Below are 24,611 nucleotides of genomic sequence, written 5' to 3' on the forward strand. Positions count from 1 at the left end.
ATGCAACCTTTTTTTGGATTTTATCCCTTCAATTGTTTTATTTCTAATATTAATAATATTCAAACAAAAAAAGTGAAAATCATTATCGATTTTCACTCTTCAAACTTCAAGCTTTATGCTAAGTCATACACAATACTTCACTACAAAAATTCTACGAAATACTATATAAGACCTAATATTTTTGCAACCTCTACATTAACCTTTAACACATTAACTCTATCTTCACCTAAAACTCCGAAAAGTTTTTTTGAAGTATTATCATCTACAATTTTTTGTAATTTACTCTCTGATATTCCTGATACTTTTGCTATAGCAGGTATCTGAACCTTTGCAGAAGCGGGACTTATATTAGGGTCAAGTCCTGAACCTGATGCTGTAAGCAAATCTGTTGGTATATCTTCTTTTTTTACACCTGGATTATCCTTCAAAAACTGTTCAATGTCTTTTTGAACTCTATCATGAAGCTCTGGATTAGTTGCCCCATAATTAAAAGAACCCGATGAAACACCGCCATAAACTGTATTTCCATCCTTATCTGGTATTAAATCTTCTTTTGTATAAGTATTATAGTTTACTGATGAAACTCTTCCCTTAAAAAATCTTGCATCTGTAAAACTTTGACCAATAAGCTCTGAACCAACCTTTACGCCATTTACTTCTATCATACTTCCATTAGCTTTATCTTTAAATGCAACTTGACTTACGCCTGTTAAAACAAGTGGATATACAAGTCCGCAAACAAATAACAATACAAGACTTACAAGCAATGCTGGTTTTAATGTTTTCATTTTTATATCCTCCATTTATTAACCTAAATTAAGAACCATTACTAAAGGTGTAATTAATAAATCAATTACTTTTATTCCTAAAAATGGTACTATAACCCCACCAAGACCAAAAATAAGCATATTTCTCATTAGCATAGCTTGCGATTTCATAGGTCTATATTTTACCCCTTTCATAGCAAGAGGTATTAAACATGGGATAATTATAGCATTAAATATTAAAGCTGATAATATCGCACTAAATGATGTAGAAAGCTTCATTATATTTAATATCTCCATTTGAGGTATTGCAAGGGTAAATATAGCTGGTATAATTGCAAAGTATTTTGCAATATCATTTGCTATACTGAATGTTGTTAAAGCACCACGTGTTATTAAAAGCTGTTTTCCTATTTCAACCACTTCTAATATTTTAGTTGGGTCTGAATCTAAATCTACCATGTTTGCTGCTTCCTTTGCAGATGTTGTACCACTATTCATAGCAAGACCCACATCTGCTTGAGCAAGTGCAGGAGCATCATTTGTTCCATCCCCTGTCATAGCAACTATTTTACCTTCAGATTGTTCTTTTTTTATTGCCTCTATCTTATCTTCTGGTTTACATTCTGCAATAAATCCATCTACTCCAGCCTCTCTTGCAATTGTGGCTGCTGTTAAAGGATTATCTCCTGTACACATGATTGTCTTTATTCCTATCTCACGAAGTCTAGCAAATCTTTCTACAAGACCTGATTTTACTGTATCCTTTAAGTAGATAATACCGTATATCTCATTATCGACACACACTACTAGAGGTGTACCACCTAATTTTGCTACTCTATTCACACTTTCTTCTAAATCGTCTGGTACTAATCCACCAGAAGATTTTACTCGATTTATTATACTGTCATAAGCCCCTTTTCTAATAGCTGTTCCATCAGATAAATTTATACCACTCATTCTAGTTTGTGCAGAGAATTCTACAAACTCAGCTTCTTCGGCCTCTTTTGTTTTTCCTGTTGAACCTAGTTTTATCCCTAAATCAACTATAGACTTTCCTTCTGGTGTGTCATCTTTTAATGAGCACATAACAGCATAGTTTATTAAATCTTTTGAATCTGCATTTCCAACTGCTATAAATTCTGATGCAAGTCTATTTCCATAAGTAATAGTACCTGTCTTATCCAAAATCATAGTATCAACATCACCACAAGCTTCCACTGCCTTTCCTGACATTGCAATAACATTGAATCTAGTTACTCTATCCATACCTGCAATACCAATAGCTGACAATAATCCACCTATCGTAGTTGGTATTAAACACACCAAAAGTGCTATCATAGTAGAAATTGGAATCTTTACACCTGCATAATTTGCCATTGGATAAAGAGAGATTAAAACAACCATAAATATAAGTGTTAATCCCACCAATAAAGTATTTAAAGCAATTTCATTTGGTGTTTTTTGTCTTGAAGCTCCTTCTACAAGAGCTATCATTTTATCTAAGAAGGATTCTCCTGGTTTTGTTGTTATTTTTATTTTTAGCCAGTCACTTACAACTGTAGTTCCTCCTGTAACAGAAGCGAAATCCCCTCCAGATTCTCTCATAACAGGTGCAGATTCTCCAGTTATTGCTGACTCATCCACAGAAGCTATACCTTCTATTACTTCTCCATCATTTGGAATAACTTCTCCTGCATTGACTAAAACAATATCTCCCAGTTTTAGCTCGCTTGCAATTATCATTTTTTCATTTCCTAATTTATCTAAAACTCTTGCAACTGTATCTTTTCTAGTTTTCTTTAATGTATCTGCTTGTGCTTTTCCTCTACCTTCAGCTACAGCTTCAGCAAAATTTGCAAAAAGAACAGTTATAAATAGTATTATTGTTACAATCCCATTATAAGCTCTTAAGTTATTACCTTCATCTCCAAACAAACTAGGTACTATTGTAAGTATCAAAGTTACTATAAATCCAATCTCTACAACAAACATAACTGGATTTTTCATCATATATTTAGGATTTAATTTTTTAAAAGCTTCTATAATGGAAGTTTTGAAAATATCTTTTGTAATAAACTTTGTTTTTTTAGTTTCCATAAAATTTTACTCCCTCCCAATTTTTTAGTGCCATAATACTAGATGCTCTGAAATAGGTCCAAGCGCTAAGGCTGGGAAAAATGTTAAAGCACCAACAATTAAAACAACCAATACTAAAATTATTGTAAATGTGAAATTATCAGTTCTAAGTGTTCCTATGCTTTCATTTACAGAGTTCTTAGATGCTAATAAACTTGATATTGCAAGTAATATTATAATAGACACATATCTTCCAAAAAACATAACTATACCTGTTGTTATATTCCAGAACATAGTATTATCTCCTAAACCTTCAAATCCTGAGCCATTATTAGCTGCTGAAGATGCAAACTCATATAAAACCTGTGATAATCCATGGAATCCAGGATTTGAAATTCCCTCAAGACCTGCTGGTAGTGCTACTGCAAGTCCAGAGAACATAAGTATCAAAAGTGGATGTAATATAATAAGTAAAGCTATAAGCTTCATTTCTTTTCCTTCAATTTTCTTAGTTAAGAATTCTGGTGTTCTTCCTACCATTAATCCACATAAAAATACTGCTATTATAGCGTACATTAGCATATTCATAAGACCTACACCTTTACCACCAAATACGACATTTAACATCATATTTAAAAGTGGTACTAATCCTCCTAGAGGAGTTAAAGTATCATGCATATTGTTAACTGTACCAGTTGTAAAGGAAGTCGTCACTGTCGTAAACAATGCTGATTGAGCTATACCAAATCTAACTTCTTTACCTTCCATACTTCCCATGCTTTGATTAAGTCCTAATTGTGATAAGATAGGATTTCCTGCACTTTCTGCTCTAAAACAAACCATTAAACCTATTAAAAATATGATTGACATTGCACCAAATACAACCCAACCTTGTTTTTTATTCTTTATCATATGTCCAAATGCAACAACACAAGCTCCTGGTAATATCATCATAGATAACATCTCTACTATATTTGATATTATTGTTGGATTTTCAAATGGATGTGATGAATTTGAACCAAAAAATCCTCCTCCATTTGTTCCTAAGTGTTTTATTGATTCAAGTGCTGCCACAGGACCTTTAGCTATATCTTGAAGTTTTCCTTCTATAGTAGTTATTGTTTCTGTACCAGCAAAAGTTTGTGGTACTCCTTGTGTAACTAATATAACACCAACAATTAAAGCCCCTGGTAAAAGTACTCTTGTTGTTATTCTAATTAAATCTACATAAAAGTTGCCTAATGTTTTCTTTTTGCCTACTAACCCTCTTACAAATGCCATGGCAGCTGCATATCCTGTTGCTGCTGATGTAAACATCATGTATATTATCACTGTCATTTGACTAAGATATGAAAGCCCTGTTTCACCTGAGTAATGTTGAAGATTCGTGTTTGTCATAAAACTTATTATTGTATTAAATGATAAACTTTGTTCCATACCTTTAATTCCATTAGGATTAAAAATATGCATGCTCTGAGTTCTAAGTATTACATATCCTATAAACACCATGACTGCATTTGTAACTAATAAAGCTAAAGCATATTGCTTCCAATTCATTTCTTTTTTCTTATCTATGCTACATACCTTATATATGCCATTGTCTATTTTATCAAACACTTTATCTCCAAATGTTTTTTGGTTAGTGGATATATGATATAAATATTTACCCATAGGTATTACTAAAACCATAAATATCACCAATACTATTACTATCTGTACCATAAAAATTTTCCCCCCAATTCAACTTGCTTATTACCTCTATACTATTTAGAATTTTTCAGGATTAATAAGCGCATACACCAAATATACTATCAACATTACAATTACAACTGCCAGAAACCACATAGGTAATACCTCCATACATTACATTATTTTTTTTCAGTTTGTTTCCCACACCAGCCAGCAAGCAACTTCATGGAAATAAATCCTATAGCCAGTGACACTATCATCACTATATCTAACATTTCGACTCCTCCATTTACTTTAGTTTCTTTGATACGTTTTGGTTTCATATTGCTACTTCATTTATCTTATCATTTTAGGTATAAAGATAGGGTTAAGATACATCTATTATTGATTAGTATTGCATAAATATAAAATTAGCTCTTCTCTACTTAATTTAGACATAAAAAAAGGAGGCAAGTTTGCCACCTTTCAAAAATACTGTTATTTAGTTTATATTAACATTCTGGAACTATTTCATTACTCATATCCATACTCATATCCATATCTAAATTTTTACCATGATAGTAAATAAAATCAATTACTTTACCACTAATCGTAACAGCAATTAAAGAATAAAAAATATCAAATGCGGATAGGTAAACTAATGATAACAACAATACAATAACATCTGTTGCTAGATAAACTTGCCCTATGTTCAAAGATGTAGTCTTAGAAATTACTAATGCTAAAGCATCGTCTCCTCCCGATGCACAACCTGCTTTTACTATTATCCCTACTCCTACTCCTACAGTTATACCTGCCAAAATAGTTGATAAAAGCATATTTTGTGATTGTGGTACAAGAGGTCCTATAGCTTCAAATAAATCATATAATACTGAAAAACTTATAGAAGCTACTATTGAATATATTAGGAATTTTTTACCGAAAAATTTATATCCTACTAAAAGTAGTAAACCATCAATTACAATATTTGCTATTGCTGGTTGTATGTTGAATAAATTTTTTAACAGTAGTAAAATACCTAACACTCCACCTTCTGTTATGTTGTTTAGATAGTAAAAATTATAAACTCCAAATGCTAATATTGCTGAACCTAATAATATAAGTCCAATTCTTTCTAAAAATAACCGCCTGGCCATACATATCCCTTCCTTTTTCTTAATTTATATATATTATATACAAAAGAATTGGCTTTGTATACCACACTTTTTAAAACTTTAATTATACAAAATTTTTTTATTTTTTTCAATAGTTTTTTTATGTTTTTTTATGTTTTTTTAATAATTCTTTTGAACCTTAGTATTTTCAATCCTTTAAATGTTTTCTCATTTTACATAAGTTTATATTAATTTGACTTATAATTTAGTATAAATAAGTCTTTGTTTATATTAATTTTTTATTTGTTTAGAAATACTATCCAATAACTTATTACTAGGTTGGATTTAAAGAGAGAGTTACTTTAGAAACTATATAAAGTAACTCTCTCAATTTTAATGTATGTAATATCTTACCATTCACCCTTAAATTCTGAAATATTATCCTTGTTGACTTCAACTTGTTTAATTTGTGTAACAGGTTCAACTTTTTCGCCTTTAAGGAAATTAGATGCCTTTTCTATGACTAATGCACCTTCTTCAACAGCAGACATATAAGTTGTACCATCTATTAACCCATCAGTTACAGCTTTTAATCCGTCTTTACTTCCACCTAAACCTATAACTTTAACTTTATCTTTAAGACCAGCATCTTTTAAAGCTTGTCCTGCTCCTGTAGCAGAGTTATCATCTTGACATATTATAACATTAAAATCAGTTTTCTTTTGAATTAAATCTTCTGTTACCTTTAAGGCTTGCTCTTTCTCCCAATTTGAAGTTTGGTTATAAACTATTTGTATGTTACTATCTTTTAATTCTTTTTCAAGACCTTTTTTTCTTAATACTTGTGGAGTAGTTCCTGGAACACCTTCTATTAATACAGCTTTTCCACCAGCTTCTCCTAATAAGTTTTTAGCAATTTTACCTGTTAATGCTCCTGTTTCTTCCTCATTTTGCCCTATATAGGTAACTAAGCCTTTAAATTCTCCAGTTGAGTTACTTCCTATAGAATTTGTAAATGCTATTATAGGAACTTCTGAATCATTAGCAGCCTTAACTATTCTCTCGCTTACAGCAGAATCAACTCCACATAATGCAATCATATCTACTCCTTTAGCCATAAAATCTTCAGCTTGTGATAATTGTTTACTAGCATCCCATTGAGCATCTGCATATTCTACATTTACACCTAATTCTTTAGATTTTGCATCTATACCTTGTTTAGTTGCTACAAAATAACCTGTTGAACCTGGCAACAATACGGCTATCTTTTTTTCTCCATCTTTTCCTTTTCCACTATCATTTGAGCATCCAACTAAACTGAATATCATAGCAAGTGATAGTAATAATGCTAAATGTTTCATTAATTTTCTCATAAAAAATTTCCCCCTCTTATTTTTTATCTTGAAGCAAGCTTTTTCTTGCTATAAGAATCAAATCCAACTGCTGCTAAAATTATTAAACCTTTAAATATGTATTGGAAATATACATCTATTCCAAGAAGATTAAAACTGTTGTTTATAACACTCATAAGTAACACACCTATAACAGTTTTAAGTACAGAGCCAGAGCCTCCTGCTACTGATGTCCCTCCGATTACAACAGATGCAATAGCATCCATATCATAGCCTTCACCTGCAATCGCAGTTGCCGTTCCAAGTCTTCCAGTTAGTACAATCCCAGCTATTCCTGCAAGTACAGCATTAATAATAAATACTTTTATTTTATGGGAATCCACATTTATACCATTGAGTTTACTTGCTTCTTGATTACCTCCTACAGAATAAACATATCTACCAAACTTAGTTTTATTTAGTACAATAAATGCAACTAGTACTACTATAAAGAAAATTACTACTGGTATTGGTATATTAAATAAATATCCATTTCCAATATAATCGAGTATTGGTATATTTTCAGTAATTGGATATCCTCCTGTAAGCATCAAAAGCAATCCTCTTACAATAGTAACCATAGCCATAGTAGCTATTAGCGATGGTACATTTATCTTTGCAACTACTATCCCATTTATTAGTCCTATTACTGCACAAATTGCTATACCTAAAAGCATAGATACAAATAAATTGGTTCCACCAGTCGCAAATTTCATCGTTATAGCACCTGCAAGAGCTGCTACTGCCCCAACTGATATATCAAAGTTTCCAGATATTATAACAAAAGTCATACCTGCCGAAATTATTCCAATTATAGAAGATTGTCGCAAAAGATTAAGTATATTTTGTTTACCTAAAAATGATGGAGTTGCAACACTTATCGCTATACATAAAGCCAAAAAACCTAGTAATACTCCATAATCTCTTAAATTCAATTTCTCAAAAGCTTTTTTCATCTCAGTCCTCCATTTTCATTTCTTTTATACATTAAATATACTGTTCATTATATCTTGAACTTTTATATTCTCATTTTTTAAATCATCTACAATAGAACCTTCTCTTGTCACTAAAATTCTATCACTTACTCTTATTACTTCTTCCAAATCAGAAGATATAAAGATTACTCCTATCCCTTTACTTGAAAATTCTTTTATTGTATTAAAAATATCTTCTTTTGCAGCAATATCTATTCCCTTTGTTGGTTCGTCATATATTATTAAATCTAAGTCTTTGTCTAACCATTTAGAGACTACTACTTTTTGTTGATTTCCACCACTAAGTTCTTTTACTTCTTGTTTTACATCACTAACGTTTATTCCTAGTTCCTTGACACCCTTTTTAGAAAACTCAATTTCTCTATTTTTATCTATAAACAAGAATTTCTTAAATTTATCAATTTGTACTGATGCCGAATTAGTATATATAGCTTGTTCCAAAATTAGCCCAAGATTTTTTCTATCTTCAGGGATTAACCCTATTTTATTTTTTATAGCAACTTTAGGAGAAGTTATATCTACATTTTTACCATTAATAAATATATCTCCACTATCTTTATTATCTATCCCAAATATTAAATTTATAATTTCAGTTCTTCTTGAACCCACAAGACCTGCAAGACCTACAACTTCACCTCTATAAACTTTAAATGAAACATTTTTTATTTTATTAGACCAACTTACATTCTTAACATCTAATACAGGAGCTTCTTCATATTTTGCAAATGTATAATCCTTCTTCTCAATAAGTTTGTGATTATCATTTCCTGTCATAAGTTGAGTTATTTTTAATTTAGTTAAATCTTTTACATCATAAGTTCCAATCATAGTTCCATTTTTCATTATACTTGCACTATCACATATTTTAAAAACTTCCTCTAGTATATGAGAAATGTAAACTATAGTCTTACCTTTAGATTTCAATCTGTTTATTATTTTAAATAATCCTTCTTTTTCATTATTAGTAAGTGATGTTGTAGGTTCATCCATTATGATGATTTCAGAATTACATGAAACTGCTTTCATTATCTCAACCATTTGTTGATTTGCTACACTCAAATTAGACACTACTACATGTGGGTCTATATTAAAGTCAAAATCTTCACAAATTTTCATGTATTCTTCTAGCATATCTTTCTTATTTAAAAACACAATTCCTTTTAAAGTCTCTCTACCTAAAAAAATATTTTCAATAACTGTAAGAGTTGGTATTAAACTTAATTCTTGATAAATTATACTAATACCATTTTCTTTAGAATGATGTGGGTTTTTAAACATTATTTCATTGCCAGCTAAAATCACTTTACCTTTAGTTTGAGAATGGACTCCTCCTAGAATCTTAATAAGTGTAGATTTTCCTGCTCCATTAGCTCCTAAAAGGGCTCTTACTTCTCCTTTTTCTAGTTCAAAATCTATACCATTTAAAACGTCTACCTTTCCAAAACTTTTGTATATTTGTTGCATTTTTAGTATCTTACTCACTATATCACCTCACTAATTCCTAAACCAATTTATAACTTCATCAATATTTTCTTTTGGTGCTGATAACAAATCCCAAGATAGTACATACCCTTTTACTGTTGTCTTATTTATGTTTGAAATATTTTCACTTATATATTTAGGTGTAACAGGAGCTATAATTTCTTTTTTATTTATTTCAATACCTACATATATATCTTTGATAAGATTTTTTGTTATAAAATCGATTTCCTCTAGCACAAATTTTATAGGATATATATCTCCTTCATACTCTCTAATTCCTAAAATATCTAATAAATTTCTTTTTGCAATCTCTTTATTTTCATGTACTGATTCATCAATTAATCTTTCAAATTCAAATGGCAAACCTGCTGGAGCTTTAGTAATTCTATACATCATTGGTTTTATAAAATCTGCTACTTCTTGTAATTTTTCTAAATCTTGACCTACAAAGTAAGAGATAAAAGGGGAAAAAGTGTCTGTCCCTATTTTCAATCCTTTACTTTTAAAATAACTACTTATATCCACTAGTGCGTTATATATATTTTGACTTTTCATTTCAAAAAAATCTTCCCATATTTTATTTTTAAATTTGTATTTTCCATTAATGTATTCTGTTATACCAAATGGAGTATCTTCACTAACTATAACTTCATTAGATACATTATCCATTTCTATCATTAATGACCTTTTATCAATATTATTTTTTTCATATATATCTAAACAATCTTTACAAAAACAATTAAAAACACCATTTAATTTATTAGAAAAAGAGCCATACCTTATCTTATCTAAAAAAATTCCATCAAACTCAATTTCACTAAAATAAGTACTATATATTTTCTTTATGTTTTCTATATTTCCCTTATTATTTGGACAATAAAATTCAAAGTTTTCATCTTCTTGTAATGCATATCCTTTAACTTCTTTTCCAGTATAATCAACTAATAGATTACTTTTTTCAAGTAATCCTACTTCCGAAAAGCATGGGAACCAAAGATATAATTCAACATTATATTTTTTTAATAGTTTTTTAGTCTTTACATATAGTTCTTTGTCTACACTCCAACCCATAATGACCTTTTCTACATCAATACATTCCATTAATTCTAATAGCTTACATTTTATATCATTAAATTTTATTTCTTTATTTTTGAATCCACCTGTAAAGATTTGTACAACTATTTTTTTCCTATCCATGTTTGACCCTCCTATTAGCTAACGCCATAGCAAGTCTTATCCCTCCATATACTGGCTGATTTTCTTGAAGTATAAATTTTAACTTTTTATCTGTATTTTCTTCCCTTAAGTTGTCCATTAACATTTGAGCATATATAGTTTTGTTTAATGTACCACCAGATAAAACTATATCTATTTCACTTTTATTGTTTTTCATTGAATTAAATATTTTACTTAATATTACTTGAGCTAATTTGGACAGTTCAATCGATGACTCTCTCAGTATTTCAATAGCTAATTTATCACCTCGTTTAGCACAATCAATCACTAATGAAGCTAAGTTTGCTATTTCAACATTGTTATTTATTTCAGTAATCATATATGTAAGTTTCTTAAAGCTATCTGCATTAAAGAAATCTAAAACACAATCAAATAAATCACTATATTCATGGCACTCATCACAATAAAGTAAAACTTTCTTTAGTACTTTTCTTCCTATATCATATCCAGAACCCAAATCGCTAAAATTATATCCCCATCCACCAACTCTATATATGTCTCCATCTTCCCTAATTCCTAATACAATTGAACCTGTACCAGCTACAATTACTAAGCCAGGAGCATCAGTTTGCGCATAAAAGGCTAAAACTGCATCATTTACTAAATATATTTTTTCTTTGTTAAACCCAACTTTTAATATTTCATCCATTATAATATTATAATCATTTGGAGAATCACATCCAGATATACCAAATACAGTGTACTCAATATCGTTATAGTCAATATGTAAATCTTTTAATATTTTCTCAAATCCATTATTAATATTTTCATATGTTTTTTGAACTCCAACTGACTTATAATTAGTTGAACCAGTAGTATGTTCTTTAAGTATATTTCCATCTAAATCACTTACACAAAATTTTGTTTTTGTTCCCCCTCCATCTATTGAAATCAAATATTTCACATTAATATCCTCCTTTTTTATTAGATAGGGAATATTGGTAGTCAGTTTCTTTTAAACACATACTAATTACCCCATTTATACTTCCCTCTCTCAATGACTCCACTTTTATTAGTCTAGGGAAATTTTCTCCTCCAACACTTTTATTTACATCTTCTTCTATAAATTCCATGTCACTTTTAGTTAATATATTGCATTGTATAATCATAGCTTCTGGATTTAAAACACAAACAAGAGTCCTTACAAAATTTGATATTATAGATAAAATTTCTTTCTTAAATTTATTATCTTTGCTCTTTAAATATCTTTTTCTTAAACTCATAATGTAATCTTCAATATTTAAGTTATCATAGTTATACTTGCTAAACTCTATATTTAGATAGCTTAGTTCACCAGCAAAATTTGTAGAACCTAGATATAATTCACCATTTATAACTATACCTGAGCCAATACCATCATCTAAATACATAAGTGCCATATTTTTATATTCGTCTTTGTACTGTTTTTGATAAATTCCAATAGTGGTAATATTTGTATCATTTTCTATAAATACTTTAGTGTTATATTTACTCTTTATTAAATTTTCTAAATCTATACCTTCCCAACTTTTTATTGTTGGAATGTTTTTGACTACACCTTTTTTTACAACTCCTGGAACACCAATTCCAATCGCTCTTATATTGTTTCCCCTTACTTTTTCAATCAAAGTATCTATAACAAAAAAAGTATCGTGGTTAACGTTTTCATATGTATCCATTCTTATATTGAACTCTTCTTGATAAGTTATTTCACCTAATAAATTTGCAACTACTCCTATACAGCTGTTTCTATAATAATACAAGGCTATTATATGTTCTAAGTCTGCATTTATTTCAAATAGTTGAGCTCTTCTTCCTCCAGTAGATTCATTTAATCCACTTACTTTAACTTCATTTTTCAAAGCTAATTGTTCTACAATTTTATTAACTGTTGCTAAACTCAATTCAGTAATGCTTGAAATTTCTGGCTTTGTTATAGGTCCATCATTTTTTATAATATTTTTTATTAAGTCTTCATTTACTTTTTTTATCGTTTGTGGCTTTCCAACTATATTTTTCATAAACAACACCTTACTTTATAAACTTTATTTATTAAGTTTAGTATAATAGTTACAGGTTAAATTTGTCAATATTATTCCAATAAAAAAGAAATAAATTTAAAATAGGTTATTTCTAAATTTATTTCTTTTAAATTCTCAACTATAATATAAATAATTGTTTCTAAAATTTTATTTTTTATTGCAGTATACATTTTTATAACAATTAAAACTCTCTTTATCTACTTCTTAAATCTAACTTCTGCTGCCTTTGCATGTGCATATAATCCCTCTTCTTTTGCTAGCTTCTCTGCAACAGGGGCTAACACTTTTATAGCTTTTTCATTTAATATTTGCTTTGTACAAGTTTTTATAAAAGTACCAACCCAAACACCACCAGTATATCTTGATGCTTTTAATGTTGGTAGTGTATGATTTGTACCTGAAACATAATCACCAAATACCTCAGCAGATAAGTTTCCAATAAACAATGAGCCATAGTTAGTTAATTTATCACAAATTTCTTCATATTTATTTACTGCTATTTCTAAGTGTTCTGGTGCATAAAAATTACTTATTTTTATTGCTTCATCTATATCATCAACCAGTATTATTTCACCATTATTTTTCCATGAATTATATGCAATATCTTTTGTTGGTAAATCTTCTAACATGATTTTCATATTTTTTTCAACCTCTTGTGCTATTTCTAAACTATCAGTTAATAATATACCTCTTGCATTTAAATCATGCTCACATTGTGCCAACAAGTCAGCTGCAATATAGACTGGATTTGAAGTTTCATCAGCTATTATAAGAACTTCACTTGGACCAGCTACAAAATCAATTCCGACTTGCCCATAACATTGTCTTTTAGCTTCTGTTACAAACTTATTTCCTGGTCCTACAATTATATCAACAGGTTTAACCTTTTCTGTACCATATGTAAATGCTGCTATAGCTTGAACTCCTCCAGTTGCATATATTTCATCAGCTCCTGCTATATCCATAGCTACTAATGTTTTAGGATTTATATTTTTAGTGTTTTTCATAGTTGGTGAACATGCCACTATTCTTTTTACTCCTGCAATTTTTGCAGGTATTATAAGCATAAGAGCTGTTGAAAATAAAGGATATTGTCCACCTGGAACATATGCAAGGCATGACTCTATAGGAATATTAGTTTGACCTAAAATAACGCCTGGATAGATTTCCTTTTCAAAAGAATTTTCGAAACTAGCCTTTTGGGCTTTTGCAAATTCGCTTATATTTTTAGCAGCAATTTTCAAATTGTTTATAAACTCCTCATCTACATGTTTATAGGCTTCTTTTATTTCTTCTTCAGTAACTCTGAATTCATCTCTTGTGTTTTTATCAAACATTTCATTATATTTTTTCAACGCAGTCTCTTTATTATTTCTTATATCTTCTATTATAGAACTTACTTGTTCTCTTAGTATTTTTTCATCTACCTTTTCTTTTATATTTGATTTTTTTATAATCTTCATCTTTTCCCTCCTAGTTTTATAATGTTATCATTCTAGCAATAAATAAAAACTCCCACCCTCTATCAATAACTAGAGGATAGGAGTTTAATCATATTGTACTCACCTCACTGACTGAGCACTATTTGTCTAATAACTATACTATATTTCAGTTAATCTTTCTGAATTTTCTCTTTATTATACATAATATGATATATTTTAACTATTAATTTGTCAATGAAATTTTTTATCTTCTACAGCAATTGCAATTGCATCTATCACATTTGCATTTGTTGCATTTGTCACATTTGCATCTGTCACAATTACACTTATGACATCTACATCTATCACAATCATGGTTATTATGGTTGTTTCCATTTCTTCTAGCTTCACATTCCATACCTTCGTCAAAGAATCTTCTAGACTCTTCTAGAGATTCTATACCTTGATAATTATAAGCTGAGTGTTCATTCCAAGATTTTTCTGCTTTTTCCCACATTTTTCTAGCTTCATTTTCAAATTTTCTTGCTTCTCTTCCTCTTTCTTCAGCTTCACAGAATGCTTCTCTTGCTTCTCTTTCTCTTTTTTCTGCTTCTCTTCTAAATCTATCACAATTTCTATCTCTGTCTCTATCTCTATCTCTATCTCTGTCTCTGTCACAATCTCTGTCTCTGTCACAATCTCTGTCTCTGTCACAATCTCTATCTCTGTCACAATCTCTATCTCTGTCTCTGTCTCTGTCTCTATCTCTGTCTCTATCTCTGTCTCTATCCCATGAATTATTATCATCTTGGAACCATCTTGATGTAGAATAACTTCTTCTATACCAATCTCCTGAACATTTATTATTTCCCATATAGCATATCTCCTTTTAATTTTAATTTTTTATGAGATGTTTTGTTTCATCTCATACTATATAGTATTAAAATTTCCAAAATATGTTACATAGAAACCTATATTCTTTTCTTTTTAGCTTATTTTCAACATTTTATTCATTTTTTCACAATATCCTTTGTCTTTTATTAGACATAAACTGTTATTTATTTCATACTCAGAGTCAGCATAAACCATAATAGCAAGCTCATCATCATCATTTAAAATATCATAGTTTACTAAGCAATTTCCAACTATATTCAATATTTCATCTTTATTACATTTTTTAAATCTAAGAAGTGCTCCACATTTTTCTCTAACTATTTTATTTACTTGTATTCTATCTTTAGTAAAAGAATCTATACTAGAAACTCTGTTATCTATTATATCAATAACATCTGAGTAAACTGCACTTCCTGTTGCTAGACTTCCAGCTCCCTTACCTACAAAAGAAACTTCTCCTACTGAATCTCCATTTACTATGACAGCATTAAACTCATTGTCTATTCTAGCAAGTATGTTATCTTTTTCCACTAAAACAGGTCTAACAAATGCACTTACTTTATCATTTTCATATTTACTTTGCCCAATTAATTTTATTTTACAATTTAGTTTTTTAGCATATTCTATGTCTTTTTCATCTATATCTGTAATTCCTTCTAGATATACATCTTTCCAGTATACTCTATTATCATAAGCTAGAGTTGACAATATTGATAGCTTTCTAGCAGCATCATATCCTAATACATCTGACTCTGGGTTTGCTTCAGCAAAACCTAATTCTTGAGCTTGTTTTAATGCCATGTCATAAGACAAATCCTCATCATACATTTTAGATAATATAAAGTTAGTAGTTCCATTTAAAATAGCATTTATGCTGTCTATATTATTTCCTTCTAATGATTCTATTATTGGCTTTAATACTGGTATACCTCCAGCAACTGAAGCTTCAAATTTAATACTTACTTTATTTTCACTAGCTAATTTTGCAAGTTCATCTCCACATTCAGCTAGTAAATCTTTATTTGCTGTAACAACATGAATTTTATTATTTAATGCTTTTTTTATATAAGATAGTGTTGGTTCTAAACCACCCATAACTTCAACTAATATATCTATATCTTTCTCAAATATATCATCTATATTATTAGTTATTATATTAGAGTATTTTTTTTCTTTATGCTTTTCTAAATTATTAACTAATATTCCAACTATTTCTATATTTCTTTTCTCTTTATTATTATCTATTATATCTATAAGTCCACTTCCTACAGTTCCATATCCTAGTACTCCAATTTTCACTTTATTTTGCATTTTATTTTCCTCCTAAATTTATAATTTTCCGATTTTTTTTAATTTTCAATCTTTTATTGTAATAAAAATAGACCCATCCCTATATAAAGGGACGAGTCTATACTCGCGGTTCCACCCAATTTGATTTTTGTCAATTATTGACAAAATCCACTTTGTACTTTAACGCAGTTAACGGTTAATCTTACTAAAACTCTTTTTAGAGTAACTTCAGATAACAGCTCCTAGGTAGTTTTCAATCCCTCTAATTTAAAAAGTCTTTCAGCCAATGGACTTTTCTCTCTGATAATCGAATTAGATTTACTCTTCCTATTCATCGCTTTTATAATTTTTTATAATTCCTTTTTATACTTTCAAATAATATTTTAAATAACAAAAAACTCCCATCCTTATAACATAAGGACGAGAGTATAATTCCCGCGGTTCCACCTAATTTAGTTTTCATTTTTTATGAAAACCCACTTTAAACTTTAACGTAGTTAACGACTATTCTTACTAAAATCTATTAATATAGATAACTTCAGAAAGTAGCTCCTAGGTAGTTTTCAATCTCTCTAATTTAAAAAGTCTTTCAGCCAATGGACTTTTCTCTCTGATAATCGAATTAGATTTACTCTTCCTATTCATCGCTTTTTTATTTATTATATTGTAATTTATTTTAAACCCTTACAAATAAATTGTCAATAGTTTTTTTAATTTTATTTTTTATACTTAATCTATAAATCCGAAAATTCTATTTCTAATTTTTTACTTAGCTCACTACTGAGCTCTCTTTTATAATTGCATTTTTCACTATTATTGCTTCTAACTGGCAACGAGACAATAAATTCACTTCCAACACCAAGTTGACTTTTTAAAGATATACTACCATCATGCAATTCAACTAAAGATTTCACTAATGAAAGCCCAATTCCACTGCCTTTAACTCTATAAGAAAGTTCATTGTCAATTTGTTCAAACCTATTAAATATTTTATCTATTTTTTCTTTTGGTATACCTATACCACTATCAGATATTTTCATTTCAAACATATTATCTTTCACATATAAAAATATATTTATTTTCCCATTTTCTTTGTTGTACTTAATTCCATTAGAAAGTAAATTCAATATTATTCTTTCCAATTTTTCTGAATCAAATAACATTGAAAATTCCTCTATTTCTGTATCAAATGTAAGTTGTATATTATTTTGACTTGCAAAATCAGCTACAGACATACATATATCTTCCACAAATGATATTATATCAGACTCTTTTGGCTTAAAATCCAAATATCCCGACTGCATTTTTGTAAAATCTATAACATTATTTACTAATCTCAATATTCTATTTCCATTTTGTTTTACTATACCTAGATTTCTTTTTAGAGTATCATTTGATTCTATTAAGTCTGCCTCTTTCTTTTCTATTACTTGTAATGAAGATGATATTAAATTTATAGGAGTTCTAAGTTCATGAGATAGATTTGCAAAAAACTCCATTCTATTTTTATCCATCTCTTCTTCTAGTTTTTTTCTTCTACTTATATCTCTTGCTGTACCAATTATTCCAATGACACTACCATAACTATCAAAATATGGTCTTTTTGTAATCTCAATACATTTATTTTCGTTATGTATAGTCATATTTGATTCAAATGTAACAATCTTTTTATTTTCAACTACATCCTTATCACTTTTACATATCTTGTCTATAAGAGATTCTTCTGTTGATAACTTATGACTATTCTTACCTAGTAATTCTTCTTTATTCATACATGCTAGATTCAAAAATCCTGAATTAAATCCAATATAATTTCCATATACATCTTTATAAAACATATTCTCTGGTATTGAATGTTCAATCATCTTCATTAAGTTTTTTGAATCATAGTTTTTATTATTATATCCACTGTATATTATATTATCTATTATTCCTATAGTACCTAAAAGTTCACTTTCATCATATAAGAAATATTTTTCAACCATAAAAAATGTTTCTTCGTATTCAAATAGTTTTTGTAAAAATCTTTTTTTACTAGATATTCCTTCTAAATAGTCATCTCTAAATAATTTCCCAGTTCGTTCTCCCCATACCTCTATATCGTTTTTTCCAAATATATCTTTTGTAGTTTTAATTTTGTTATTTAATATTGATATTAAATTTTCACTACAATCTATATATATTCCTTCTTCATCTTTAACATAAGCTAATTTTTCTTTTTTATCAAATGAATCGATTATCTGTCTATAATCGAATACTATTTTACTAAAATACAAAACTACGTACGAATCTCCAACTATTTGTTTTCTTATGTTTATCCAATTTTTAAGTGCTGGAATATATCTTTTTATACAATCTATATTATCTGAGAACAACTCTTTAGAATATTTTTTTGCTCTAAATATAGGTAATACATCTAATATATCTTTATCGCAAATTCCCTCTTCTAGTTTAAATACTTGACTCATACCTTTACTTATATATTCCACTCTATATTCTATATCTTCATGTTCTCTTATAATCTTACAGTATAAAAAAGGCACAGGTATATTTTTTATAAAATTCACATATTTATTATGGATATCCATATCCTAACCACGACCTCTCAATGTTATTTATAATAATACTTCTTAAGTAATTATATGACATTTTTCTATTAATTATAACATATTTCATAACAAATATTTTCAAATAAATTTAATTTTATGTAATTTATTATTTGTTTATAATTATTTGTGTCGCTTTTTTTTCATCGGTAATGACATGTGTTATGTATCCAGTCTTCAGTGCACCTGTTATTGAATCTATACTAGAATCTGAACATATAGCTATTACTTTTTTTGCCTTTTTTAATTTTTCAAGAGGTATTTGTATGACATAATCACTATCACTTTTAATTATTTCTCCATCTTTATTAAAATAATAAGATAAAAAGGAACCTATTGCTTTTTCTTTTGTAAGCTTCTTTCCAAATCTAATCGCAGTAGCTTGGTCTGGAACCTGAGGATAATTATCAACAGATAAAATTATTGTATCTATATTATCCCATTTTTTCTCCATACTCTGATAATTTTCAGTTTTCAAATAGATATTTCGCTCTTCACTACTAGTTGGAAATGCAGGCGCATATAAAAATACAGGACTAAATCCTGTACTATTTGAAAATACAGATATTAATTCATTAGGGTGATATCCTTTATTTGGTATGTTAGCCATTCCAACCAATGGATATACTTCTCCTGTAAACGTAAAAGTATCCTCACTCTTTTGTATTTCTTCTATTATATTACCTATAGTATATCCCCATCCTATACCGACATTACTAACCTTAGGTAATTCTTCTTTTATATATTTTATTCCATGACTTAGTATAGTTTGTTGAGTTATATATTCGGTTTTAGCTTCTGGTACTATTAGTCCACCTCTAATGTTAAATATCTCTTTCATCTGATTCATCAGCAAATCATTACTAGAAAATAGTTCCCTAATCTCTATCTTTACTATTCCAATTTCTTTTGCTTTATTTAACATTTTACTTATCAATGGTCTTGATACTCCTAAAATTTTTGCAATCTCTGCTTGAGTTTTATTATCTTCATAATACATTTTTGATACTTCTACTAATTTCAACATTTCGTTTTCAATAGTCATATTTTCATCCTTTCAAAGCTAATTCTAAGATAAAATTATCTCATTAGATAAAATTTGTCAAGTTGTATAAAAAATTTAAAAAGCCCAGAAAAATTCTGGGCTTTTTAGCTTAATTATTAACATTCTTGCATTAATTCAATTATAAAACCACCATTAATTATAAATGCACATTTTAAGTTATCTCCTACTTTAAAAGGTTCTACAATTACTTCATTCTCACTCAGATATTTGTCCATATTTTTTACTTTATATGCAACATGAGGATTTTTTTGCATTATTTCTGGAAGTGGACTTCCTTCAACAAATCTTAAATATTCATATTTGAAATCTGTGTATTTTGGGTCTGTTATATACACCTTCAATTCTTCATTAAACTCTTCATGCTCTTGTGGCTTATCTGTTATAACACCTATATGTACAAATTCCATAAATTCCCCTCCAATTATATTAAAACCTATATATTAAACTTATACTACTTATACTCTTCTTTTAATTCTTCAAATAACTTGTATGCTTGTTCTGGAGTATTGTTTTCATGAACTACAGCCTTTATTGCCTTTATCATAGCTTTTGGATTTTCTGATTGGAATACATTTCTTCCCATATCAACTCCTGCTGCTCCTTCATTTATAGCTCTATAAGCCATTTCTAACGCTTCTTTTTCTGGAACTTTTTTCCCTCCTGCTATAACTATTGGAACTGGACAAGCAGATGTTATTTTCTCAAAATCCTCACAATAATAAGTCTTTACTATACTTGCTCCAAATTCAGCTAACATCCTAGTGGCTAATAGAAAATATTTTGCAGTTCTTTCCATCTCTTTACCTACTGCAACGACACCCAAAACTGGTATTGAATATCTATTTCCCATATCTATTGTTTTGACTAAATTTTCTATAGCCTTACACTCACCTTCAGCCCCCATAAATGTCTGTATAGCTAGGCATGATGCATTCATTCTTATAGCATCTTCTATATCAACTCCTATAACCTCCCTACTCATATCCTCTCTGAGTACGGAACTACCAGCCGAACATCTAAGTGCTATAGCTTTATCTTGAGTGGGATTTATACACGTTCTTAAAGCTCCCCTTGTAGCCATAAGACAATCTGCATCTTCTATAAGTTCAGGTATTGAAAGGTCTAATCTTTCTAATCCTTGAGTAGGACCCATTATATATCCATGGTCAAAAGCTAACATTAATGATTTTCCTGTTTTAGGATTAAATATCTTTGATAATCTATTTTTCATTCCCCAATCTACATTGTCCATTCCTTTTAAATAAAAACTTTGTTGAGGTGGTTTTATCCCTATTCCATAATCTTTTGGTAATATTATTCCATCTTTATCTGCCATTTTTTATCTCCCTTTAATTTAGTCTAATTTTTTTTAAAGTAAGGCGTATTACATGGTGAATTGAAGTATCTCAATAATTCATCATCCATTCTAGCTATAAATAGTTGGAATCCAGCTGTTTCTTGAGTAGTCAAAAGTTCTCCAACACAATTTGAAACTATTTCTATATTTTTTTCTTGTAATATTCTATGGCACTTTCTATAAACTATTAACATTTCCATTAAAGTAGTAGCTCCTGAACCATTAACTACTAACATTACTTTTTCACCATCTTCGATATCCAAATCCTTTATTAAAGCTTGTGTCATTATTTCAGCAGTTTCATCAGCAGACTTCATTTCCATACGTCCACCTCCACCTTCTCCATGCTGCCCCATTCCTATTTCCATCTCATTTTCTCCAAGTTCAGAAATTACCATACCTGTAGATGGATGAGTTGCTCCTTTACATGCAACAGCTATAGTTGCCATATTATCAGCAAATTTTTGTGCTATTTCTGCAACTTCATCTAAAGATTTTCCTTCTTTAGCAGCCCCTGCAGCTATTTTATATAAAGGTATACATCCAACCAATCCTCTTCTATCATCACTATTTTCTCTCGGTGCATTTGCTATATCTTCTTGAGTAACAACTTTTCTAACATTTAATCCTTCTTTTTTAACTTGTTTCATAACAAGGTTTCCTGTCAACATATCTCCTGCATGATTAAGAACTACAAATAATACACCTTTCCCTTTGTCTGCCATCTTTATAGCCTCTAAACAAGAATTTGGTCCTGGAGCGGCAAATACATCTCCGACTACAGCTATATCAACCATTCCATCTCCAACAAATCCACTCAAAGCTGGTTCATGACCTGCTCCTCCTAAAGTAACTATTGTTACTCTGTCTTCTTCTTCCAACTTTTTGTTTATTACTAAATTTGAATCTGTAACTCTTAGTAACTCCGAATTTGAAAGTTCTAAACCTTCTAAAACTTCTCTAGTTAAATCTTCTGGTTGGTTAATAAATTTTTTCATTGACATGATAAATTCCCCCTATTAAATTTGTTATATTGATTAATTGCTGTGTTAATCTCTTTTATAATGCGTCATATAAACCTTTAAACATTAATGATATAGAAACAGCGCCTGGGTCCATATGCCCTAAACTTCTTTCCCCTATACTTTTTGCTCGTCCAAATTTTGCTATGTAAGTTTTAGTGCTTTCTGCGCCTTCTACTGCTTTCTCATAACCCACTTTAAAAACATCTTTTATGTTGTCACTTTCAATAGTATGCATAGCATCTATTGCTGGGTATAATGCATCTACTAGTGTTTTTTGACCTACTTTAGCAGTAGAAATAAGAGATAAATTTTCTCTTGCTTCAATAAACATATCTTTTACTTCTTCTATTTTAAGTTCTTTTTTATCTTCTATTCCTTCAGCCATTCCCTCAAATATAGTTCCCCATAAAGGTCCTGCTGACCCTCCATTTACATTCATACATAAAGTACTCAAATCTTCATTAATTGATTTTATACTATCATCATCATGCTCTTCTAGAGCCCTTTTTCTCATACAATCAGCTATTCTATCTATAGTAACTCCATGGTCACCATCTCCAACTATACCATCTAATTCACATAAATATATCTTATTTTCTTTTAATATTTCTGCTGCACTTATTAGCATTTTTCTCCATGTAACTGTTGACAACATTGAATCATCTCCTTACCAATATCTTAACTCAATATTATCATATGTAATAACAAATGTAAATTATTTTCAGAAAACGTTTTTACAAAATTTACATTTGCAATATCAAATACCAATTTTTATTTTAATATTTTACTTTAACATTTCATTTCTTATCTTTCTAAAATACAATCTTGAATTTAATTCATAACCTACAACAATAACCCAACTACTAAAATATATCCATGTCATAAGTACAATTATTTCAGCTATGCTTCCATAGATTACTTCATAGTTAGCATAATAGTTTGTATAATAAGAATAGAAAAATGATACTACAAACCAAGCAAACGTAGCAAAAATAGCACCTGGAGCAGATTCTTTCATAGTCAAACTCTTATTAGGTGTATACTTATACAAAAATGTAAATATTACTATTATTGTTGCAATACCTACAGTGTATCTTAGAATATCCCATATTTTTATGAATATCTCATCTAATCCTATAAAGTTAAAAATAAAATAACCTATCTTCTCTCCATAAACCAAAAATATCATAGATAAAAAAATCAATACCAAAAGCATAATCGTAAATAAAAATGATATAGATAAGATTTTTAAAAAAGACCTAGTTTCTTTAACTTTATAAGCTCTATTCATTCCTTTAATAAGTGCTTTTACTGCCCTTGAAGATGTCCACATCGTAAGTACAAAACTGACAGCTAAAAAATTTAAACTTCTATTGTCTATTGCAGAAACTATAATTGAAGATAATACATCAAAAGCACTCTCTGGCATCATGTTTCTAAATAAGGCTATATATTTATTTAAATGAAGAACTGGTATATATGCTATAGAACTTATTGTAAATATTAAAAAAGGAAATATAGACAACATTAAGAAAAAAGATACTTCTGCTGATTTTGAACTTAACTCACTATAATTAGATTTTGCTACTATATATTCAATTAATTTCTTATCTATCCCAAACATAAATATCCCCTTTTCTCTAATATTAATTTCATTATACAATATTAATTATACTCAGATTCATACCATAATATAATTATTTAAACAAAAATAAAGTAAATAAAAGCTGAAAATAATAATTCTACTAATATTTTAATTTTTTAATCACTGAAAATAAAAAGTATAATCTTGAATTAAATATATATTATTGGACTATAATTATGATTATATACAAGCTTCTAGTGGTATTAATTTAAAAGGATAAAATTCGAGATGTATTTTCTAATTGAATTGACAACACAAAAAGGTTTTTTAAAGTAACAACAAATAAAAATATTAAACAAACTAGTATTAGCAGGGTAACTTTTAAATTTATTATATTTTCTTCTTAAACAATTATTGATTATATCAAATCAATATTAATCTTATGCTTATAATTTAAGAAATATGTAATAAAAGTTAAGTATTTATGGTTATAATGTTTATCTTTTGAATAAAATACATTATAATTAAAAGTAAAGTTGCAAATTTGCTATAATTTTAACAAGTTAATTTTCAGAATTATACAAATTTTACATTAATTGTTAATGCAAATTCTATT

General features: G+C 28.8%; 22 protein-coding genes and 2 other annotated features. All 22 genes read right to left on the reverse strand.

Annotation, left to right across the window (positions count from 1 at the left end):
• Positions 1-161: 161 nt before the first annotated feature.
• The gene (locus tag IC175_RS03180) at positions 162-788 is read right to left on the reverse strand and encodes a K(+)-transporting ATPase subunit C (RefSeq protein ID WP_227433020.1); all 627 of its coding nucleotides are present in this window, start codon (positions 786-788) and stop codon (positions 162-164) included.
• Positions 789-806: 18 nt separating this feature from the next.
• Positions 807-2,864, reverse strand: coding sequence for a potassium-transporting ATPase subunit KdpB (gene kdpB / locus IC175_RS03185; protein ID WP_227845866.1), 2,058 nt, complete (start codon positions 2,862-2,864; stop codon positions 807-809).
• A 24-nt stretch (positions 2,865-2,888) separates the two neighbouring features.
• Positions 2,889-4,565, reverse strand: a complete 1,677-nt coding sequence (gene kdpA / locus IC175_RS03190) for a potassium-transporting ATPase subunit KdpA (protein WP_255615799.1) — start codon at positions 4,563-4,565, stop codon at positions 2,889-2,891.
• Between the two features lie 45 nt (positions 4,566-4,610).
• Positions 4,611-4,703 carry a K(+)-transporting ATPase subunit F gene (gene kdpF, locus IC175_RS19575; protein ID WP_413926919.1) on the reverse strand — a complete coding sequence of 31 codons (93 nt, stop codon included), beginning with the start codon at positions 4,701-4,703 and terminating at the stop codon, positions 4,611-4,613.
• 8 nt (positions 4,704-4,711) lie between these two features.
• The gene (locus IC175_RS03200; RefSeq protein ID WP_227823772.1) at positions 4,712-4,855 is read right to left on the reverse strand and encodes a hypothetical protein; all 144 of its coding nucleotides are present in this window, start codon (positions 4,853-4,855) and stop codon (positions 4,712-4,714) included.
• Between the two features lie 168 nt (positions 4,856-5,023).
• On the reverse strand, positions 5,024-5,668 hold the full coding sequence (locus IC175_RS03205; RefSeq protein ID WP_227823771.1) for a YitT family protein: 645 nt from the start codon (positions 5,666-5,668) through the stop codon (positions 5,024-5,026).
• A 368-nt stretch (positions 5,669-6,036) separates the two neighbouring features.
• Positions 6,037-6,999, reverse strand: a complete 963-nt coding sequence (locus tag IC175_RS03210) for a sugar ABC transporter substrate-binding protein (protein WP_227845867.1) — start codon at positions 6,997-6,999, stop codon at positions 6,037-6,039.
• A 23-nt stretch (positions 7,000-7,022) separates the two neighbouring features.
• Positions 7,023-7,973, reverse strand: a complete 951-nt coding sequence (locus IC175_RS03215; RefSeq protein WP_227433013.1) for an ABC transporter permease — start codon at positions 7,971-7,973, stop codon at positions 7,023-7,025.
• A 24-nt stretch (positions 7,974-7,997) separates the two neighbouring features.
• Complete coding sequence (locus IC175_RS03220) at positions 7,998-9,494, reverse strand: sugar ABC transporter ATP-binding protein (protein ID WP_227851094.1); 1,497 nt, start codon at positions 9,492-9,494, stop codon at positions 7,998-8,000.
• A gap of 12 nt (positions 9,495-9,506) precedes the next feature.
• Positions 9,507-10,691: a hypothetical protein gene (locus IC175_RS03225; protein ID WP_227851095.1), complete on the reverse strand. Its 1,185-nt coding sequence runs from the start codon at positions 10,689-10,691 to the stop codon at positions 9,507-9,509.
• Positions 10,684-11,634, reverse strand: coding sequence for an N-acetylglucosamine kinase (locus IC175_RS03230; RefSeq protein WP_227823768.1), 951 nt, complete (start codon positions 11,632-11,634; stop codon positions 10,684-10,686). The genes IC175_RS03225 and IC175_RS03230 overlap by 8 nt, the downstream gene beginning before the upstream one ends.
• Before the next feature lies 1 nt (position 11,635).
• A complete protein-coding gene (locus IC175_RS03235; protein ID WP_227823767.1) occupies positions 11,636-12,730 on the reverse strand; it encodes an ROK family protein in 1,095 nt (364 codons plus the stop codon).
• Positions 12,731-12,948: 218 nt separating this feature from the next.
• A complete protein-coding gene (gene hisD, locus IC175_RS03240; protein ID WP_227823766.1) occupies positions 12,949-14,214 on the reverse strand; it encodes a histidinol dehydrogenase in 1,266 nt (421 codons plus the stop codon).
• 223 nt (positions 14,215-14,437) lie between these two features.
• On the reverse strand, positions 14,438-15,046 hold the full coding sequence (locus IC175_RS03245; protein WP_227851096.1) for a hypothetical protein: 609 nt from the start codon (positions 15,044-15,046) through the stop codon (positions 14,438-14,440).
• Between the two features lie 113 nt (positions 15,047-15,159).
• Positions 15,160-16,377, reverse strand: coding sequence for a homoserine dehydrogenase (locus tag IC175_RS03250; RefSeq protein WP_227433002.1), 1,218 nt, complete (start codon positions 16,375-16,377; stop codon positions 15,160-15,162).
• 84 nt (positions 16,378-16,461) lie between these two features.
• Positions 16,462-16,700 (reverse strand) — a binding site (T-box leader).
• A 69-nt stretch (positions 16,701-16,769) separates the two neighbouring features.
• Positions 16,770-17,010, reverse strand: a binding site (T-box leader).
• 80 nt (positions 17,011-17,090) lie between these two features.
• Positions 17,091-18,944, reverse strand: coding sequence for an ATP-binding protein (locus IC175_RS03255; RefSeq protein WP_227851097.1), 1,854 nt, complete (start codon positions 18,942-18,944; stop codon positions 17,091-17,093).
• Between the two features lie 127 nt (positions 18,945-19,071).
• On the reverse strand, positions 19,072-20,007 hold the full coding sequence (locus tag IC175_RS03260; RefSeq protein WP_227836068.1) for a sugar-binding domain-containing protein: 936 nt from the start codon (positions 20,005-20,007) through the stop codon (positions 19,072-19,074).
• A gap of 116 nt (positions 20,008-20,123) precedes the next feature.
• Positions 20,124-20,435, reverse strand: coding sequence for a hypothetical protein (locus IC175_RS03265; RefSeq protein ID WP_227432999.1), 312 nt, complete (start codon positions 20,433-20,435; stop codon positions 20,124-20,126).
• A gap of 44 nt (positions 20,436-20,479) precedes the next feature.
• Entirely contained in the window at positions 20,480-21,364 is an 885-nt protein-coding gene (gene lsrF, locus IC175_RS03270) for a 3-hydroxy-5-phosphonooxypentane-2,4-dione thiolase (protein ID WP_227432997.1), read from the reverse strand.
• Positions 21,365-21,387: 23 nt separating this feature from the next.
• On the reverse strand, positions 21,388-22,389 hold the full coding sequence (locus IC175_RS03275; protein ID WP_227482369.1) for a dihydroxyacetone kinase subunit DhaK: 1,002 nt from the start codon (positions 22,387-22,389) through the stop codon (positions 21,388-21,390).
• Positions 22,390-22,444: 55 nt separating this feature from the next.
• Positions 22,445-23,065 (reverse strand): dihydroxyacetone kinase subunit DhaL, encoded by a 621-nt coding sequence (gene dhaL, locus IC175_RS03280; protein WP_227831117.1) that lies wholly within the window; start codon positions 23,063-23,065, stop codon positions 22,445-22,447.
• A gap of 129 nt (positions 23,066-23,194) precedes the next feature.
• Complete coding sequence (locus IC175_RS03285) at positions 23,195-24,034, reverse strand: YihY/virulence factor BrkB family protein (protein WP_227432991.1); 840 nt, start codon at positions 24,032-24,034, stop codon at positions 23,195-23,197.
• Between the last annotated feature and the right edge of the window lie 577 nt (positions 24,035-24,611).

Source organism: Clostridioides sp. ES-S-0123-01, from assembly GCF_020658415.1.
Taxonomy (GTDB): domain Bacteria; phylum Bacillota; class Clostridia; order Peptostreptococcales; family Peptostreptococcaceae; genus Clostridioides.